The following is a 16,793-nucleotide window of genomic DNA, read 5'->3' as shown; positions in this document are numbered from 1 at the left end:
CCCCATGGGAGACCAGCACATGGACCGAGTTCTGGTATTGGACCCGCACACCGTCGGCATACGCGTCGAAGGGCTGCTCGGGGAGGTGGAGAGCGCGGGTGGTCCGGCCGCCCGCGCCGCCGCCGACGGAGTGGTCCGCGAGCTGCTGCACCTCAATGAGGCAGGGCTGGCCCGGCTGCTCGACGGCCTGGTCACCGTGCCCGGCGTCACCGAGGAGCTGCGCGTGCTGGCCGAGGACGAGCTGGTCGGCGGGCTGCTGGCGCTGTACGGCCTGCACCCGGTCCCGATCGAGGAGCGGGTGCTGGTCGCGCTGGACCGGGCCCGCCGGCGGCTCGGCCGCGAGTTCACCCTGGTCGACATCGACGCCGCGGGCACCGCGCGCATCGCGACCGCGGGGGGCGGCTGCGGCAGCGGCTGCGGCAGCAGCACCGAGCCGGTGAGCGACACCGTGTCCCGGCTGGTGCAGCAGGCCGCGCCGGAGATCGTCGAAGTGGTGCTGGAGGAGGCCCCGCCCGAGCCGAAGCTGCTGCAGATCGGGCTGCGGCCGAAAGCGCCTACCGGCGCGCCCGTATGACCGCCGGTCTGCGGCGGTATCTGACCGCGTCCGCGCCGCCTGCCACCGGGCAGGCGGCGCCGGAGCGCTGTGAGCTGTGCGCGGCCGCGATCCCGGCCGACCACGACCATCTGGTGGACCTGTCGAGCAGGTCGCTGCCGTGCGCCTGCCGACCTTGCTACCTGCTGTTCGTGCCCGCGGACCCGCCGCCGGGGCCCGTCGCGCGGGAGGAGGCGGGAGTGCGCCGCTTCGCGGCGGTGCCGCGCGAACACGTGCCGCTGCCGGATTTCCCGCTGTCCGACCTGGACTGGGCGGCGCTGGACGTGCCGGTGCGCCTGACGTTCGTGTTCGTCAACAGCGCCCTCGGGCAGCCGGTGGCGCTCTACCCGAGCCCGGCCGGGGCGACCGAGTCGCAGCTGCCGCCCGAGGTGTGGGCGAAGGTGCTGGCCCGGCACCCGTACACGGCGCAGCTGCCGGCCGACGTGCTGGCACTGCTGCTGCACCGTGGACCGGACGGCCCGGAGGCGTACGTGGTGCCGGTCGACGTCTGCTACCGCCTGGTCGGGCTGGTGCGCAGGCACTGGCGCGGCTTCGACGGCGGCCCGGAGGCGTGGGCGGCGATCGAAGGCTGGCTGGCGCAGGTGCGCGAGAACGCCGGGGTGCCGGTGGGGGCCGGACATGGCTGAGCTGTCGTTCGCCTGCGTGGACGCGCAGGCGCTGCCGTGGGCCGCCGGGCCGACGCTGCGCTTCCGGCTGCGCATCACCGCTCCGGAGGGGGTACGCGTGCATGCGCTGGTGCTCAGCTGCCAGCTGCGCATCGACCCGCGCGCCCGGACCTACTCCGACACCGAGGCGCAGGGCCTGGACTACGTGTTCGGCACGCCCGCGCGCTGGGCGACCAGCATGCAGGCGCTGCACTTCGCCACCGTCGGTGTGACCGTGCCCGGCTTCACCGGTGCCACCGAGTTCGACCTGATGGTGCCCTGCACGTACGACCTGGAACCCGGGCTGGGCAAGTATCTGCACGCGCTCGCCGAGGGCACCGTCCCGATGACGTTCCTGTTCAGCGGCACGCTGTTCGAGGCCCCGGCGGGCGGTTCCGGGGTACAGGTCGGGCGGGTGCCATGGGACCGGGAGGCGGCATACGCGCTGCCGGTGGCCGTCTGGCGCGAGCTGATGGACCTGTACTTCCCGGACACGGCGTGGCTGCGGCTGCGCCGTGACACCGTCGACGCGCTGCTGCGCCACCAGGCCCGCCACGCCGTGCCGACGGCCGACGAAGTGCTGACATCCCTGCTCGCGGCGCAGTCCGCGGCCGAGGACGACCCGTCGAAGGAGGACGGCCTGTGCCCGACACCGCACTGAGCCAAGCGTTCGAGCAGGCCCGCGCGGTCGCCGACGCGGTGCTCTACGAGGGTTACCTGCTCTACCCGTATCGCGCCTCCGCCGCCAAGAATCAGCTGCGCTGGCAGTTCGGCGTGCTGGTGCCGCCGGCCTACGCGAACGACGCCCTCGGCGAGTACACCTGGTGCCAGACCCAGCTGCTGGCCGAGCCGCGCCCCGGCGCCCGCCTGCACTGGCGGCTGCGCTTCCTCCAGGCCCAGTCGCGCACCGTCGAGACGGACTCCGGCGACGGCTGGCACCCGGTGCCCTCCGCCGAGGTCGACGGCACTGTCCACCTCCCCTTCGACGAGACCGTCGAGCAGTCCGTCGATCTCGTCCTCACCCCTGCCGACCTCGTCGGCAGCCCCGACCACATCTCCTCCTTCGACATCCCCGGCGCCATCGCCACCGAACACCTCACCCCGTCCGTCCGCCTCCGCCGCGAACGCCACCCCCTCCACGGCGAGCTGCGCCTGCACGCCGAACTCCTCCCCGGCCCCTACGGCCTCATCCGCCTCACCGCCACCGTCACCAACCACACCATCGCGCGGAAGGGCACTGTCGGCTCACGTCAGCGAGACGAGCAGCAGCTCTGCACGTCGCCATCCGTGGAGGAAGGGCGCTTTCTGCACGCCTCCGCCGCGGCGGCGCAGGTGGACGGCGGTGCCGAGGCCGGATCCGTGGCCGAGGTCGGGCCGCCGTTCCGCGGGCTGGAGCGGCCGGAGGCGCTGCGCTACTCGCTGATCGCGGCGCACAGCGTGTTCGTGCTGACGGCAGGCAACTTCGTCTCGCTGCTCGACCCGCCGGAGTGGGCGAAGACGGCCGTACAGGAGTGCCGCAACATCCGCACCTGGCCGGTGCTGCTCGGCCCCGAGGGCAGCCGCGAGGTGATGCTGTCCGCGCCGGTGATCCTGTACGACCACCCGGTGGTCGCGCCGGAGAGCCCCGGCGACATGTTCGACGCGTTGGAGATCGACGAGCTGCTGGTGCTGCGTACGCTCACCCTCACCGACGAGGAGAAGCGCCAGGTCCGGGCGACCGACCCGCGCGGCGGCGCGCTGCTGGGCCGGGCCGAGACGATGCCGCCGGAGGTGTTCGAGCGGCTGCACGGCGCGATCCGGCAGCTGCGCCCGGTGCCCGCGGCCGAGGAGGCCGACGTGTTCGGCACCGACCGGCCGTGGTGGGACCCGGGCGCGGACGGCTCCGTCGACCCGTCGACCGACACCGTGGTCATCGACGGGACCCCGGTCGGGCGGGGGAGCCGGGTGCGCCTGCACCCGGGTGGTCGCCGCAGCGACGCGCAGGACATGTTCCTGGTCGACCGGGTCGCGACCGTGCAGGCGGTGCTGCTCGACGTGGACGGCTCGACGCACCTCGCCGTGACGCTCGACGACGACCCGGCCGCCGACCTGCAGATCCTGCAGGGCCGGTTTCGCTACTTCGCCCCCGAGGAGGTCACGGTGGTGTCCGCGAGTGAGCGAACGACGGCGGCCGCCGGGGCCGTACCGGTGACGAGCGAGGAGCGGGCATGAGCGCACGGCGCAGGGTGCTGGTCGCCGGGCTGGGCAACATCTTCCTCGGCGACGACGGGTTCGGCGTCGCGGTGGCGTCGCGCCTGCTGGCCGGGCCGTGCCCGACCTGGCTGCGGGTGGCCGACTACGGCATCCGCGGCGTCCATCTGGCGTACGACCTGATGGCCGGCTACGACGCGACCGTCCTGATCGACGTCGACTGCCGGGGTGATGCGCCGGGCACGGTGCGGCTGCTGGAGATCAGCGCGGCCGACCGGGCGGCCGGGCGTGCCGACGACGGCCCGGTGCTGGTCGACCCGCACGGTATGCAGCCGCAACGGGTGCTGGACCTGCTGGACAGCTGTGGCAGTGCCCCCGGGCGGGTGCTGCTGGTCGGCTGCGAGCCGGCCGACCTGAGCGAGCGGATGGGGCTGAGCCCGCCGGTCGAGGCCGCCGTGGCGCCCGCGGTGGCGCTGGTGCGGCAGTTGTGGGACTTGGGACCGGCCGCGCTGACCGGCACGTTGCCGTTGCCGGCGGGGCTGCTCGCCACGCCGGCTGAAGAGGATCGAGAGACAGGAGTACCGGTATGACGCTGAAGAAGATGGTGACGGGGCTGGTGCTGGCCGGTGTGGCGGCGGTGCTGGTGCGTACGTTCCCGGACGTGAAGCGGTATCTCAAGATCCGCAGTATGTGATCCGGCGGCGTTTCAGGTGAGGAGGTGCCGTGTCGCGGCACGATCGATGGGGCCGGATAGGCGTCTGGAGTTCGGCGTGGACCGAGGCGCAGTCCGGCGGTGAGGCGCTGACCGGCGAATTCGCCGACGCGGCAGCCGAACTGGACGATCTGGGCTACGGCACGCTCTGGCTGGGCGGAGGCCCACCGGTCACGTACGCGCGGCCCGTGCTGCAGGCGACCGCGCGGATGACGGTCGCCACCGGAATCCTCAGCATCTGGCAGCACGGGGCCGCCGAGGTCGCCGCACAGCGGGCCGAACTCGAGCGCGACTTCCCCGGCCGCTTCGTGCTGGGACTCGGGGTGAGCCACAGTCGGCTCGCCGCGCACTACGCGCACCCGTACACCGCGATGACGGAGTACCTGTCCGCGCTGGACTCCGCCGCCGAACCGGTGCCGGTGCGGGACCGGGTGCTGGCGGCGCTCGGCCCGCGGATGCTGGCACTGGCCCGTGACCGGGCTGCGGGCGCGCATCCCTATCTGGTGACGCCGGAGCACACCGCCCTGGCCCGGCGGATCCTCGGTGCGGACGCCGTGCTCGCGCCCGAGTTCAAGGCGGTGCTCGACACCGATCTCGACCGGGCCCGTGCGGCGGCCCGCGGTCATCTGGCCCTCTACCTCCAGTTGCCCAACTACACCAACAACCTGCTGCGGTTGGGCTTCACGGAGGACGACCTCCGCGAGGGCGGCAGCGACCGGTTGCTCGACGCGGTGTTCGCGATGGGCGATGAGACGGCCATCGCCCGTCGCGCCGCCGCCTACCTGGACGCGGGTGCCGACCACCTGGCGGTGCAGGTGGTGACCGCCGAGCCCGGCCTGCCGCGTGAGCAGTGGCGGCGCCTGGCCGCCGCGCTTCCCCTCGAGGGCTGACCCGCGCGGACGTGCACCCCGCCCGCGCGGACGGGGTGCACGCTCGGGAACGAGCAGGTCAGCCGTTGGGCAGGATCGTCGCGCCGGCGCGCGCCACGATCTGCTCCAGGGCGGCCACGTGCTGGGCGAAGGCGATCCGCCCGGCCGGGGTCAGCGCCGCCGAGGTGCGCGGCCGTTTGCCGACGAAGCCCTTGCGGATCTCGACGTAGCCGGCCTCTTCCAGTGTCGTGAGCTGCTTGGACAGCGCCGAGTCCGACAGTCCTGCGTGGTCGCGGATGAACTTGAACTCGGCCCATTCCGACGCCGCGAGCAGGGCGACGATGGCCAGCCGGGTCGGGGCGTGGATCAGTTCGTCGAACCGGGCGACGGTCATCGCGACCCGCGGGCACGCCGGTCGAGCATGCCGCGCCGCAGTGCCCGGGTGAGCAGCGGGCCGCCGACGATCAGCAGGACGGCGCTGGCCAGGGTGCCCCAGGTCGCCGGGTAGCCGATTCCCGCCGCCTGCAGGCTGAACGCCAGCCCCAGCGAGACCGCGACGGTGAGTGCGACGAAGCCGAGGATGAGCCCGATCCCGCGTGCGCCCAGCAGGGCGTTGCTCACCTTGACCCGCAGCGATCCGCGGACCACCCACCCGGTTCCGGCGAACAGCCCGAGGACGAACACCGTCGCGCCGACCCCGATCGTGGTGGGGTTCCCGGACTCCACGGCCGCGGTCAACACGAGGGTGAGGCCGCCCAGCAGCCACCAGTACCAGTCGGGGATGGACAGCGCGTCGATGACCTGTTCCTGCTGCTCCCGTATCCGAGCCAGCGCCTGCGCCGCCTCGTCGGGACGGATCTGCTCCGCCATGATGGCCTCCTTCGGAAAGTATTTTCCTACTAGGAAAGTACATCGCTGTTTCCCATTGGGAAAGTACTTTCCCGAGAGTTGGCACATCGTCGTCTGAGGGATCGAGCCGCGGCTCGTCGTGAGTGGCCGCGGCAGGTCCGAGCGCGTGGCGGAGCGGGTGTCGTTTCCCCGGCGGGGCGACCGGCGTTGGGTATGCGGGACAAAGGAGATAAAATGCACGAAATCGGACTTTGCGAGAGCATCCTCGGCGCGGTGACGCAGCGGGCCGAAGGCAGGCAGGTCAACCGGGTCAAGGTGCGCATCGGGGTGCGCCACGGCGTCGCCGAGCCGGCCCTCAAGCAGGGCTTCGCGCTCGTCGCCACCGGCACCACCGCCGACGGCGCGGAGATCGACATGGTCGCCGTGCCGGCGCACGTGTCGTGCTCGGCCTGCGGGCGGGCCGAACAGTCCATGGACATGCTGCCCGTATGCGCGTTCTGCGGCAGCGCGGACGTGGTGGTCACCGGCGGCGACGACCTCATCCTTGAGGAACTCCACCTCGTCGACCTGCGGGCCTGAGCGTATGTGCCTGGGCATTCCCGGCGAGGTCGTCGAGATCATGACCGACCGGCCGGACCTGGCGCAGGTCGACGTCAGCGGCGTGCGACGCGCCATCAACATCGGGCTGTTCGAGCCCGGTGAGATCACCGAAGGCGACTGGGTGCTGATCCACGTCGGCTTCGCGCTATCCAAGATCGACGAGGCCGAGGCGACGGCCGCGATGGACTTCCTGAAGAGCCTCGGGGACGCGTACGCCGACGAGCTGACCGCCCTGCGAAGCTCCACCATCGACTGAGCGAGGCGACGATGCGTTTTGTGGACGAGTTCCGCGACGCCGAACAGGCCCGAGCACTGGCGGCCCGGATCGCCGCCCGGTGCGAACCGGGCCGCACGTACAAGTTCATGGAGGTGTGCGGCGGGCACACGCACACCATCTACCAGCACGGCCTGGAGGACTACCTGCCCGAGCAGGTCGAGCTGGTGCACGGGCCGGGCTGCCCGGTCTGCGTCATCCCGATGGGCCGCGTCGACGACGCGATCGCCATCGCCAAGCGCCCCGAGGTCATCCTGACCTCGTTCGGCGACATGATGCGGGTGCCCGGCGGCGACGGGTCGTTCCTGGACGCCAAGGCGGCCGGGGCCGACATCCGCATGGTGTACTCGCCACTCGACGCGCTGAAGATCGCCCGGCAGCATCCGGACCGCCAGGTCGTGTTCATGGCCATCGGCTTCGAGACGACCGCGCCGTCCACCGCCGTCACGGTGCTGCGGGCCAAGGCGGAGGGGCTGGCCAACTTCTCCGTCTTCTGCAACCACGTGACCATCCTCCCGGCGATCAAGGCCATCCTGGACTCGCCCGACCAGCGCCTCGACGGCTTCCTCGGCCCCGGGCACGTGTCCACGGTGATCGGCTGCGAGCCGTACCGGTTCATCGCGGAGCAGTACGCCAAGCCGCTGGTGGTCGCCGGGTTCGAGCCGCTGGACATCCTGCACTCGATCGACATGCTGCTGGCCCAGCTCGCCGACGGCCGGTGCGAGATCGAGAACCAGTACAGCCGGGTGGTGCCCTGGGACGGCAATCCGACCGCGCTGAAGGTGCTCGGCGACGTGCTCGAACTGCGCCCGTTCTTCGAGTGGCGGGGCCTGGGCTTCATCTCCCACAGCGCACTCCGGCTGAGCGAGGCGTACGCCGACTTCGACGCCGAGCGGCGCTTCGACGTGCCCGGCGTACGCGTCGCCGACCCGCAGTCCTGCCAGTGCGGCGAGGTGCTCAAGGGCGTGCTCAAGCCGTGGGAGTGCAAGGTGTTCGGCACCGCCTGCACGCCGGAGACCCCGATCGGCACCTGCATGGTGTCGCCCGAGGGCGCCTGCGCGGCGTACTACAACTTCGGCCGGTTCCGCCGCCAGCGGCTGCTGCAGGTGACGCCCCGGTGAGCGGCGACGTCACGCTCTCCGGCCCGGTCACCGAGGCGGGCGCGGCGGCCGCCGCGGGCGTCAGCGAGCAGGCCGTCATGGACCGGGTCGCGCGCGCCCGCCGGGCTCGCGCCCGGGTCCGCGAGGAGCGGCTGACCATGGCGCACGGCGCCGGCGGCAAGGCCACGCAGAGCCTGGTCGAGGCGGTGTTCCTGGAGGCGTTCCACAACCCGCAGCTCGCCGTGCTCGACGACGCGGCGGCGCTGACCGTCGCGGGCACCCGGCTGTCCTTCACCACCGACTCGTACGTGGTGTCGCCGCTGTTCTTCCCTGGCGGCGACATCGGCGAGCTGGCCGTCAACGGCACCGTCAACGACCTGGCGGTCTCCGGCGCGCGCCCGCTGTTCCTGTCGGCCGGGTTCATCCTGGAAGAGGGTTTCCCGGTCGCCGACCTGACCCGCATCGTCACCTCGATGGCGGCCGCCGCGCGCGCCGCCGACGTGCGCATCGTCTGCGGGGACACCAAGGTCGTGCAGCGCGGCCAGGCCGACGGCTGCTACATCACCACCGCCGGGGTCGGCCTGCGCGAGCGCGACCACGAACTCGGCGTCGACAAGGCCCGGCCCGGGGACGTCGTGCTGGTGTCCGGGCCGGTCGGCGACCACGGGATGACCGTCCTGATCGCCCGTGGCGACCTGGACCTGGAGGTCGACCTGCGCTCGGACACCGCGCCGCTGCACGGGCCGACGGCCGCGCTGCTCGACGCGTGCGGCGCCGGCGTGCGCGCGATGCGCGACGCGACCCGCGGCGGGGTCGCCACGGTCCTCAACGAGATCGCCCGCGCGGCCTCGGTGAGCATCGTGGTCGACGAGGAGGCGGTGCCGGTCCGCCCCGGTGTTCGCGGGGCCGCTGAGCTGCTCGGCATCGACCCGCTCTACATCGCCTGCGAAGGGCGGTTCGTGGCGGTGGTCGCGCCGGAGTCGGCCGACGCCGCGCTGGCCGCGCTGCGCAGGCACCCGCTGGGCGAGCAGGCGGCGATCATCGGCCGAGTCGACGACGACCCCGCCCACCTGGTCCTGCTGCGTACCCGCTTCGGCGGCACCCGCATCATGGACCTCCTCGTCGGGGATCCACTGCCCCGCATCTGCTGACGCCCGCCCGCGGACCGGTCACCGGCCGCGATCCGGCTACAGCTCCTGTAAAACGGGAAGATCGCCGTTTCGTGTCAGGACCCTGGGCCCGATCCCAGGTTCTGCCACGAAACGGCGATCTCCATCCGGAACCGGTCGGCGCGACGGGGAGGAGTCGCGGCGGCCGGGAGGATCAGGCCAGCATGATCTGCCACTGGCTCCAGAACGCCTGGGCGATCAGCACCACCGTGACCAGCAGCCACAGCGCCGGCCCGACCGCGTGCACGTCGACCGCGAGATCCACCGCGCCACGCAGCCGATCGGGCACGCGCAGGTGCCCGTGGTGCAGGTTGTACAGCGTCGTGTACCAGAACAGCAGCACCACCGCGACCCACACCACCATGCAGTACGGGCACAGCGCGCCGATCCGGTACAGGCTCTGGAACATCAGCCAGTGCACGAACACCACCGCGAACGTCGCCCCGACCTGCAGCCCCAGCCACACCCAGCGCGGCAGCCGCACCCCGGCCAGCACCAGCACGCCCAGCGTCACCACCACCGGGAACGTGGCCAGCCCCAGCAGCGGATTCGGGAAGCCGAACGCCGACGCCTGCTCGGTCACCATCACCGAGCCGCATGACAGCACCGGGTTGATGCTGCACGAGGGCGTGTAAGACGGGTCGGTCAGCAGGTGGATCTTCTCCACGGCGAGCGTGAACGCCGCTGCCGTGCCGAGCACGCCGGTGACGGCGAGAATCCAGCCGATCGCCCGGTCGACGGTGGTCCGCCGCGGCGTCAGGTGCTCGTCGACGCTGTTCTGCTCGGCGTGGGTCCCGCCGCGCTGCTCGATCGTGGTCATGTTCACCCTGCCAGCGCCGCGTCGACCGCGGCCTTCAGATTGTCGTAGGTGGCCTGCTTCTCGAACAGCACCCCGTTGACGAAGAACGTCGGCGTGCCCCGCGCCCCGGCGGCCGCGCCGTCGGTCCGGTCGGTCTCGATCCGGTCGAGCACCGGTTGCGACGCGACGTCCGCGCGATACTTCGTCATGTCCAGCCCCAGCTCCTGGGCATAGCCGTCGAACGTCTTGGCGTGGTCGGTCTGCTGCCCGCCCCAGGCCTGCTGGGTGCTGAACAGCTTGTTGTACATCGCCTCGAACTTGCCCTGGTTGGCGGCGGCCTCCGCGGCGGCGGCCGCGTTCATCGCGTTGGGGTGCATGTCGAGCGGGAACTCCCGCACCACGTACGTGATCTTCCCGGCGTAGTCCTTGCGCAGCTGCTCCACGGCCGGATACGCCGCACCGCAGGACGGGCACTCGAAGTCGAGGAACTCCACGATGGTCACCTTGCCGTCGGCGGCCGTGGACAGCTTGTGCGAGTTCTCCCGCACCAGGTTGGCGGCGGCGGTCTCGGGCTTGGCCGCGCCGTTCACGGCGACGAACACCGCGCCGCCGACGATCAGCACGACCGCCGCCAGCACGCCGAGGGTGAACTTTAGGTTGGTGCTCATACCGGTGCGGGCCGGCGCCTTCAGGTTCTTGCGCCCCTTGCCGCCGGTCTTTTCCGGCCGCCGCGAGGCAGGGCGGGTCGTCGCGGGCATCGCGTCACCTTTCCACAGGAATGATGTGGGGGGATTCGTAGATCACCGCTGGTGGGGGCGGCCCAGCTTGTTTGGGGACTCTATCCATGACGCCTGGGCGATTCCTGGGAGAACGCCGCGAATCACCTGTGCCGTGTCGCGCTTGCGCGACGTGACAAGATCGTCCGACTTGCCCGGCAGACGTGCGTATCTTGCGCGTGCATACGCCCGATTGCCTGGCAAGTCGGACGATCAGCGGCGTGAGGCGGTGGGGCGGGGCTGGCGTGTGGCCGGACTGTCCGGCCATGATGGCCGCGTGTTCGGTCACGGGTCATCACGCAGGGTGTCGGGTAACGTGTGCGCCCATGCCTAGGACGGTCGGCGTGCGCGCCACGGTGCGCGACATCGCGGCGGAGACGGGCCTGTCCATCGCGACGGTGTCCCGGGTGCTCAACGGCGCGGCCAACGTCGCGCCGCACACGCGTGACCTGGTCCTGCAGGCCGTGCACCGGCGCGGCGACAAAGGCCCGCTGCGCCGCGGCGAGCTGCCCCCGGCCGCCGGCGCGGTCTACGTGCGCTGCCCGTACGTGCTCACCGACTACTTCGGGCTGATCGTCAGCTCGATCGCGGAGACCATCGAACTGCACGGCCGGCAGATGTTGCTCAACGCGGGCGAGGCGGCGCAGACGGCCGCGGTGCTGCCGACGCTGGGGGACCGGCCGGAGGTGGCCGGGGCGATCCTGATCCTGCCGCCCGAGTCGCCCGACGACCTGGTGCGGCTGCGTGACCAGCAATTCCCGTTCGTGGTGATCGACCCGCGGACACCGCCGCCGAAGGACATCGTGACGGTGTCCGCGGCGCACTTCGCCGGGGCGCGGCGGCTGATGTCGCACCTGGTGGAGCTCGGCCACCGCCGGGTCGGCATCATCGGCGGCCCGCCGGAGTGGCTGGCCAACGACGCCCGCATGGCCGGCTACGTCGCGCCGCTGGCCGACGCCGGGGTGCTGCCCACGCCGGAGCTGGTGCGGCACGTCAACGAGCCGAACACCGACAACGGCTACCGGGCGGCGGGCGAGTTGCTGGACCTGCCGTCGCGGCCGACGGCGCTGGTGGCGTTCAACGACAAGATGGCCGTCGGCGCGCTGGCCGCGGCGCACGAGCGCGGGCTGCGGGTGCCGCAGGACCTGTCGATCGCGGGTTTCGACGACATCGATGTGAGCCGGGCGACGACGCCGATGTTGACCACGGTGCGTCAGCCGCTGCAGGAGATGGGCCGGATGGCGGTGACCATGCTGATGCGTCTGCTGGACCGGCACACGCTGGAGGCGGTGCACGTGTCGCTCGGCACCGAGCTGGTCATCCGCGACTCCACCGCCACCGCACCGATCCGCTGACGCGGACGCCGCGCGTCGAACGTTATAGGAAGTTGTCTTTCCTTTTCTCTGCAGGCAGTGGCAGTTCCATTTTGTTACAACGAAATCGAGCCTGATCCTGCTGTCTTTCTCGGACATACCTAACCCTTGACAGGCCTGAATGCCTTATGTTTCAGTGCTGTCAACAGGACGTCAATCATTCTGTTACATCGGTTACATCGATCGTCCTGTGTACCGAGAACGGCCCCGGGGCCGGACCGGCGGCAGCCCCACCGCCGCCCGGCCCCACCGCCCCCACGCGACTCGTCGCGACGCGCCACCTCTCACGCGGCGCGCCCCGGTGAATCCCGTGTCCCCGTCCTGCCATGGCCCCGTCATGGTGTTGTCGAAAGGAGGGTCCCGCGTGTTCCGTCCCCGGTCAGGCTGGACCACCGCCATCGCGGTCACCGCCACTGCGGCGACCGCGTTCCTGGTGACCGGCTCGGTGATCGCCCCCTCGGCCTACGCGGCCGGCGAGAGCGTCAGCGTCTGGCTCACCACCACGTCCGACTCCGGTGGCCGCACGGTCACCCGCGGCCTGCAGCAGCAGGGCAACATCGCCTTCGGCCCCGCCGGCGGCAGCGCCAACCACACGATCACCGTCAACGAGGGCACCACCTACCAGCAGTTCGAGGGCGGCGGCGCGTCCATCACCGACACCACCGCCTACCTGCTGCGCGGCGGGCCGATCAGCGCGGCCACCCGCGACCAGGTGATGAGCAAGCTGTTCTCGCCGACCGACGGCATCGGCCTGTCGTTCGTGCGCAACCCGATCGGCGCGTCCGACCTGTCCCGGCCGGGCCACGTCTCGCTCGACGACACCTGCTGCAACCTCAACGACTTCGGCAGCAACGGCTACGACACCAACGTCCGGCTGCTCACCCAGCAGGCCAAGAACCTGAACCCGGCCCTGCGGGTCAAGGGCGTGCCGTGGAGCGCGCCGGGCTGGATGAAGGACAACGGCCGGATGGACCAGATGGGCTGGCTCAAGGCCGAGTACTACCCGATGTACGCCCAGTACCTGGTCAAGTACATCCAGAGCTACCAGGCCATCGGTGTGCCGGTGAACTACATCTCGGTGCAGAACGAGCCCAACTGCTGCCAGTCGGGCAACCCCACCGCGATGAACTACCCGGGCATGAGCTGGAACACCTCCGGCCTGACCGAGTTCACCAAGAACCACGTGTACCCGGCGTTCCGGGCCGCGGGCATCACCACCAAGGTGCTCATCCACGACTGGAACTACGGCGACTACGCCAGCATGAGCGCGGGCACGCTGGCCGACACGGGCATCCGCAACGACCCGCTGTTCGGCGGCATCGCCTGGCACGGCTACTTCGGCGACCCGTCGGTCGGCACCCAGGTGCACAACCAGTACCCGGCGGTGAAGCAGTTCAGCACCGAACACTCCGGCGGCACCTGGATCGGCAACCAGCACAACGAGGACATGGCCGACATCGTCAACTACGCCCGCAACTGGAGCGGCAGCCTGGTCAAGTGGAGCCTGGCGCTCAACCAGAACATGGGCCCGCACAACGGCGGCTGTGGCACCTGCACCGGCCTGATCACCGTGCAGGAGGGCGGCTCGCGGGCCGGCCAGGTCGACTACACCATCGAGTACTACACCACCGGTCACCTGACCAAGTTCGTCAAGCCGGGCGCGTACCGCATCGACTCGACGGCCAACGGCACCATCCAGAACGTCGCGTGGAAGAACCCGGACGGCTCCAAGGCCCTGATCGCGCACAACGGCGGCACCTCTGCGCAGTCCGTGCGGGTCAACTGGGGCAACCAGTCCTTCGTGTACACCCTGCCGGCGCGTACCACCGCGACCTTCACCTGGACCGGCACCCCCGGCAGCGGCGGTGGCGGCGGCACCGGCACCAGCCCGATCACCGGCCTGGCCGGAAAGTGCGTCGACGTGGCCGGTTCGGCCACCGCCAACGGCACCGCGATCCAGCTCTACACCTGCAACGGCACCGGCGCGCAGTCCTGGACCCGCGACTCCAGCGGCCGGCTGAGCTCGCTGGGCAAGTGCCTGGACATCGCCGGGCCGAGCGCGACCAACGGCACGCTGACCCACCTGTGGGACTGCCACACCGGCACCTCCCAGAAGTGGACCTACAACAGCAGCACGCAGCAGTTCGTGAACCAGTTCTCCGGCACCTGCCTGGACGTGAAGGACAACAGCTCCGCCGACGGCGCCCGCCTGCAGATCTGGTCCTGCACCACCGGTGCGAACCAGAAGTGGACGTACTCATGAGGCGGCGGCTGCTCGTCACGACGCTGACCGCGTCGCTGCTCGCCGGGCTCGGCGCGGCTGCCGTGGTCGTGCTCGGCAGCACCACGGCGCAGGCCGCGGTGGTCTCCGGGACCACGTACACCGTGGTCAACAAGGCCAACGGCAAGTGCGTCGACGCCCGCGGCGCGGCCAGCGCCAACGGCACCGCGGTGCAGCAGTACGCCTGCAACGGCACCGCCGCCCAGCAGTGGCGGTTCGACACCACCAGCGGAGGCTACTTCCGGGTCGGCACCGCGCCGGCCGTCAACCAGGTCTGGGACGTCTCCAACGTCTCGACCGCCGACAACGCCGCGATCCACCTGTGGCTCTACGGCGGCGGCAACAACCAGCAGTGGCAGGCGGTGCAGGAGGCCGACGGGGCGTACCACTTCGTCAGCCGGCACAGCGGCAAGTGCCTGGACGTGCCGGCGGCCTCGACCGCCGACAGCGTGCAGCTGGTGCAGTACGCCTGCAACGGAACGGGAGCGCAGTCATTCTTCCTCAACCCGGTCGGCGGGCCGCAGCCCTCGCCCAGCACCGTGCCGCCTAACCCCGGCAACCCCGACCTCGGCCCGAACGTGCGCATCTTCGACCCGTCGATGTCGGCCTCGACCATCCAGTCCCAGGTCAACAGCGTGTTCAGCGGCCAGGAGACGAACCAGTTCGGCACCCAGCGGTATGCGCTGATGTTCAAGCCGGGCAGCTACAACGTCAACGTCAACGTCGGCTTCTACACCCAGGTCCTGGGTCTGGGCTTCTCGCCGGACGCGGTGAACATCAACGGGTCGGTGCACGTGGAGGCCGACTGGTTCCCGCCGAACAACGCGACCCAGAACTTCTGGCGCGGGGCGGAGAACCTGTCGGTGACCCCGAACGGCGGCACCGACCGCTGGGCCGTGTCGCAGGCCGCGCCGTACCGGCGCATGCACGTGCGCGGCAACCTGCTGCTCGACGACGGCGGCTGGGCCAGCGGCGGCTGGTTCTCCGACGTGAAGATCGACGGCCAGGTCAACTCGGGCAGCCAGCAGCAGTGGATCTCGCGCAACTCGCAGTTCGGCAGCTGGGCAGGATCGAACTGGAACATGGTGTTCGTCGGCACGCAGGGCGCCCCGGGCAACACGTTCCCGAGCCCGCCCTACACCAACGTCGGCGCGACGCCGGTGGTGCGCGAGAAGCCGTTCCTGTACGTCGACAGCGCGGGCGCGTACCAGGTGTTCGTGCCCGGCCTGCGCAGCAACAGCACCGGCACCAGCTGGGCGAACGGCACTCCCGCCGGGACGTCCCTGCCGATCAGCCAGTTCCACGTCGTGAAGGCCGGCGCGACCGCGGCCTCCATCAACGCGGCCCTGGCCGCCGGGCAGAACCTGCTGTTCACGCCCGGGGTCTACCACGTCAACGACACCATCCGGATCACCCGGCCCGACACCGTCGTGCTGGGCCTGGGCCTGGCCACCATCATCCCGGACAACGGGGTCATGGCGATGTCGGTCGCCGACGTGGACGGCGTCAAGCTCGCCGGCATCCTGATCGACGCCGGCACCACCAACTCGGCCACGCTCATGCAGGTCGGCCCGGCCGGCTCCAGCGCGAACCACGCCGCCAACCCGACCTCGCTGCACGACGTGTTCTTCCGCATCGGCGGCGCGGCCGTCGGCAAGGCCACGACCAGCCTGGTCATCAACAGCCACCACGTGATCGGCGACCACACCTGGATCTGGCGCGCCGACCACGGCTCCGGCGTCGGGTGGAACACCAACACCGCCGACACCGGGCTGGTCGTCAACGGCAACAACATCACGTTCTACGGGCTGTTCGTCGAGCACTACCAGAAGTACCAGGTGATCTGGAACGGCAACGGCGGGCGGACCTACTTCTTCCAGAACGAGATGCCCTACGACCCGCCGAACCAGGCGGGCTGGATGAACGGGTCCACCCGCGGCTACGCGGCGTACAAGGTGGCCAACACGGTCACCAGCCACGAGGCGTGGGGCCTGGGCAGCTACTGCTTCTTCAACGTCAACCCGGCCGTGGTGGCCGAGCGGGCGTTCGAGGTGCCCGCGTCCGGCACCCGCTTCCACAACATGGTGACCGTCTCGCTCGGCGGCACGGGAACCATCAACCGAGTGATCAACAACACCGGCGGGACGGCCAACTCCGGCAACAACGTCGTCAACCTCGTCAGCGGCCCGTAGCGCCGAGGGCGAATTTCCGAGGAACCCCGACGGACCGGTGCGCCGCCCTGGCGGCGGCGCACCGGAACCGGGCGGATCTGCGATGACAGGCAAATCAGCACCACTCACATATCCCAGCTCTGGAGGAAGTCCATGAGTGCAGCAACACCCGGCGCCCGTCGCCGTCTCCTCGCGATCGCGGGCCCGCTGCTCGCGACCACGCTCGTGCTCGGCACCGCGGCCTGCGGTGGCAGCGACGACCCGGGCAAGCCGGGTGAGAAGGTCAAGCTCACGATCGCGACGTTCGGCGAGTTCGGGTACAAGGACTTGTACAAGGAGTACATGGCCGCGAACCCGAATGTGGAGATCGTGG

At 70.9% G+C, this 16,793-nt stretch carries 18 protein-coding genes and 1 pseudogene; 15 read left to right on the top strand and 4 right to left on the bottom strand.

Going from position 1 to position 16,793, the window contains the following annotated elements:
* The first annotated feature begins 19 nt into the window (after positions 1–19).
* The 7 genes from FLL47_RS37395 to FLL47_RS37370 are packed head-to-tail and all read left to right on the top strand — an operon-like array spanning position 20 to position 5,049.
* Positions 20–574 carry a NifU family protein gene (locus tag FLL47_RS37395; protein ID WP_144127403.1) on the top strand — a complete coding sequence of 185 codons (555 nt, stop codon included), beginning with the start codon at positions 20–22 and terminating at the stop codon, positions 572–574.
* Positions 571–1,239 (top strand): DUF5947 family protein, encoded by a 669-nt coding sequence (locus FLL47_RS37390; RefSeq protein ID WP_144127402.1) that lies wholly within the window; start codon positions 571–573, stop codon positions 1,237–1,239. The genes FLL47_RS37395 and FLL47_RS37390 overlap by 4 nt, the downstream gene beginning before the upstream one ends.
* Positions 1,232–1,918 carry a DUF6084 family protein gene (locus FLL47_RS37385; protein WP_144127401.1) on the top strand — a complete coding sequence of 229 codons (687 nt, stop codon included), beginning with the start codon at positions 1,232–1,234 and terminating at the stop codon, positions 1,916–1,918. Before FLL47_RS37390 ends, FLL47_RS37385 begins: the two co-directional genes overlap by 8 nt.
* Complete coding sequence (locus tag FLL47_RS37380; RefSeq protein ID WP_222106381.1) at positions 1,900–3,468, top strand: hypothetical protein; 1,569 nt, start codon at positions 1,900–1,902, stop codon at positions 3,466–3,468. Before FLL47_RS37385 ends, FLL47_RS37380 begins: the two co-directional genes overlap by 19 nt.
* The gene (locus FLL47_RS37375; protein WP_144127399.1) at positions 3,465–4,037 is read left to right on the top strand and encodes a hydrogenase maturation protease; all 573 of its coding nucleotides are present in this window, start codon (positions 3,465–3,467) and stop codon (positions 4,035–4,037) included. The genes FLL47_RS37380 and FLL47_RS37375 overlap by 4 nt, the downstream gene beginning before the upstream one ends.
* Positions 4,034–4,141, top strand: coding sequence for a DUF6893 family small protein (locus FLL47_RS45275; RefSeq protein WP_425457805.1), 108 nt, complete (start codon positions 4,034–4,036; stop codon positions 4,139–4,141). Before FLL47_RS37375 ends, FLL47_RS45275 begins: the two co-directional genes overlap by 4 nt.
* Positions 4,142–4,170: 29 nt before the next feature.
* Positions 4,171–5,049, top strand: a complete 879-nt coding sequence (locus FLL47_RS37370; RefSeq protein WP_144127398.1) for an LLM class F420-dependent oxidoreductase — start codon at positions 4,171–4,173, stop codon at positions 5,047–5,049.
* Positions 5,050–5,107: 58 nt separating this feature from the next.
* Here the strand turns inward: FLL47_RS37370 and FLL47_RS37365 are convergent, their stop codons facing one another.
* Together FLL47_RS37365 and FLL47_RS37360 are read right to left on the bottom strand one after the other, a co-directional pair.
* Positions 5,108–5,422: a winged helix-turn-helix domain-containing protein gene (locus FLL47_RS37365; protein ID WP_144127397.1), complete on the bottom strand. Its 315-nt coding sequence runs from the start codon at positions 5,420–5,422 to the stop codon at positions 5,108–5,110.
* Positions 5,419–5,898 carry a hypothetical protein gene (locus tag FLL47_RS37360; RefSeq protein WP_144127396.1) on the bottom strand — a complete coding sequence of 160 codons (480 nt, stop codon included), beginning with the start codon at positions 5,896–5,898 and terminating at the stop codon, positions 5,419–5,421. Before FLL47_RS37360 ends, FLL47_RS37365 begins: the two co-directional genes overlap by 4 nt.
* Before the next feature lie 213 nt (positions 5,899–6,111).
* On the opposite strand from FLL47_RS37360, the gene FLL47_RS37355 reads away from it, so the two are divergent.
* From FLL47_RS37355 to hypE, 4 genes are read left to right on the top strand one after another with little or no spacing between them, the layout of a single operon-like run.
* The gene (locus FLL47_RS37355; RefSeq protein WP_170212936.1) at positions 6,112–6,456 is read left to right on the top strand and encodes a hydrogenase maturation nickel metallochaperone HypA; all 345 of its coding nucleotides are present in this window, start codon (positions 6,112–6,114) and stop codon (positions 6,454–6,456) included.
* 4 nt (positions 6,457–6,460) lie between these two features.
* A complete protein-coding gene (locus FLL47_RS37350) occupies positions 6,461–6,733 on the top strand; it encodes a HypC/HybG/HupF family hydrogenase formation chaperone (protein WP_144127395.1) in 273 nt (90 codons plus the stop codon).
* A gap of 11 nt (positions 6,734–6,744) precedes the next feature.
* Positions 6,745–7,872 (top strand): hydrogenase formation protein HypD, encoded by a 1,128-nt coding sequence (gene hypD, locus FLL47_RS37345; protein WP_144127394.1) that lies wholly within the window; start codon positions 6,745–6,747, stop codon positions 7,870–7,872.
* Positions 7,869–9,002: a hydrogenase expression/formation protein HypE gene (hypE, locus tag FLL47_RS37340; RefSeq protein WP_281286774.1), complete on the top strand. Its 1,134-nt coding sequence runs from the start codon at positions 7,869–7,871 to the stop codon at positions 9,000–9,002. The genes hypD and hypE overlap by 4 nt, the downstream gene beginning before the upstream one ends.
* A 172-nt stretch (positions 9,003–9,174) precedes the next feature.
* On the opposite strand, the gene FLL47_RS37335 is transcribed toward hypE, so the two are convergent.
* On the bottom strand, positions 9,175–9,840 hold the full coding sequence (locus tag FLL47_RS37335) for a vitamin K epoxide reductase family protein (protein ID WP_144127393.1): 666 nt from the start codon (positions 9,838–9,840) through the stop codon (positions 9,175–9,177).
* 2 nt (positions 9,841–9,842) lie between these two features.
* Positions 9,843–10,577 carry a DsbA family protein gene (locus FLL47_RS37330; RefSeq protein WP_246159181.1) on the bottom strand — a complete coding sequence of 245 codons (735 nt, stop codon included), beginning with the start codon at positions 10,575–10,577 and terminating at the stop codon, positions 9,843–9,845.
* 344 nt (positions 10,578–10,921) lie between these two features.
* Between FLL47_RS37330 and FLL47_RS37325 the strand changes: the two genes are divergently transcribed.
* The 4 genes and pseudogenes from FLL47_RS37325 to FLL47_RS37310 form a co-directional block, all read left to right on the top strand.
* Positions 10,922–11,950 (top strand): LacI family DNA-binding transcriptional regulator, encoded by a 1,029-nt coding sequence (locus FLL47_RS37325; protein ID WP_144127392.1) that lies wholly within the window; start codon positions 10,922–10,924, stop codon positions 11,948–11,950.
* A gap of 382 nt (positions 11,951–12,332) precedes the next feature.
* On the top strand, positions 12,333–14,231 hold the full coding sequence (locus FLL47_RS37320) for a ricin-type beta-trefoil lectin domain protein (protein ID WP_281286773.1): 1,899 nt from the start codon (positions 12,333–12,335) through the stop codon (positions 14,229–14,231).
* Complete coding sequence (locus FLL47_RS37315; protein WP_144127390.1) at positions 14,228–16,441, top strand: RICIN domain-containing protein; 2,214 nt, start codon at positions 14,228–14,230, stop codon at positions 16,439–16,441. The genes FLL47_RS37320 and FLL47_RS37315 overlap by 4 nt, the downstream gene beginning before the upstream one ends.
* 132 nt (positions 16,442–16,573) lie before the next feature.
* Positions 16,574–16,793, top strand: a pseudogene (locus FLL47_RS37310) (carbohydrate ABC transporter substrate-binding protein); the annotation flags it as partial.

Source organism: Catellatospora sichuanensis, assembly GCF_007483665.1.
In the GTDB taxonomy this organism is placed as follows: domain Bacteria; phylum Actinomycetota; class Actinomycetes; order Mycobacteriales; family Micromonosporaceae; genus Catellatospora; species Catellatospora sichuanensis.
This window is presented reverse-complemented; position numbering and strand designations above follow the sequence as displayed.

What these genes read in the sequence shown, in the direction of transcription:
- FLL47_RS37315 (WP_144127390.1), top strand. Translation starts at nt 14,228, where the DNA reads ATGAGGCGGCGGCTGCTCGTCACGACGCTGACCGCGTCGCTGCTCGCC.
- FLL47_RS37335 (WP_144127393.1), bottom strand. Translation starts at nt 9,840, where the DNA reads ATGACCACGATCGAGCAGCGCGGCGGGACCCACGCCGAGCAGAACAGC.
- FLL47_RS37360 (WP_144127396.1), bottom strand. Translation starts at nt 5,898, where the DNA reads ATGGCGGAGCAGATCCGTCCCGACGAGGCGGCGCAGGCGCTGGCTCGG.
- FLL47_RS37355 (WP_170212936.1), top strand. Translation starts at nt 6,112, where the DNA reads ATGCACGAAATCGGACTTTGCGAGAGCATCCTCGGCGCGGTGACGCAG.
- FLL47_RS37390 (WP_144127402.1), top strand. Translation starts at nt 571, where the DNA reads ATGACCGCCGGTCTGCGGCGGTATCTGACCGCGTCCGCGCCGCCTGCC.
- hypD (WP_144127394.1), top strand. Translation starts at nt 6,745, where the DNA reads ATGCGTTTTGTGGACGAGTTCCGCGACGCCGAACAGGCCCGAGCACTG.
- FLL47_RS45275 (WP_425457805.1), top strand. Translation starts at nt 4,034, where the DNA reads ATGACGCTGAAGAAGATGGTGACGGGGCTGGTGCTGGCCGGTGTGGCG.
- FLL47_RS37365 (WP_144127397.1), bottom strand. Translation starts at nt 5,422, where the DNA reads ATGACCGTCGCCCGGTTCGACGAACTGATCCACGCCCCGACCCGGCTG.
- FLL47_RS37395 (WP_144127403.1), top strand. Translation starts at nt 20, where the DNA reads ATGGACCGAGTTCTGGTATTGGACCCGCACACCGTCGGCATACGCGTC.
- FLL47_RS37330 (WP_246159181.1), bottom strand. Translation starts at nt 10,577, where the DNA reads ATGCCCGCGACGACCCGCCCTGCCTCGCGGCGGCCGGAAAAGACCGGC.
- FLL47_RS37325 (WP_144127392.1), top strand. Translation starts at nt 10,922, where the DNA reads ATGCCTAGGACGGTCGGCGTGCGCGCCACGGTGCGCGACATCGCGGCG.
- FLL47_RS37375 (WP_144127399.1), top strand. Translation starts at nt 3,465, where the DNA reads ATGAGCGCACGGCGCAGGGTGCTGGTCGCCGGGCTGGGCAACATCTTC.
- FLL47_RS37385 (WP_144127401.1), top strand. Translation starts at nt 1,232, where the DNA reads ATGGCTGAGCTGTCGTTCGCCTGCGTGGACGCGCAGGCGCTGCCGTGG.
- FLL47_RS37350 (WP_144127395.1), top strand. Translation starts at nt 6,461, where the DNA reads ATGTGCCTGGGCATTCCCGGCGAGGTCGTCGAGATCATGACCGACCGG.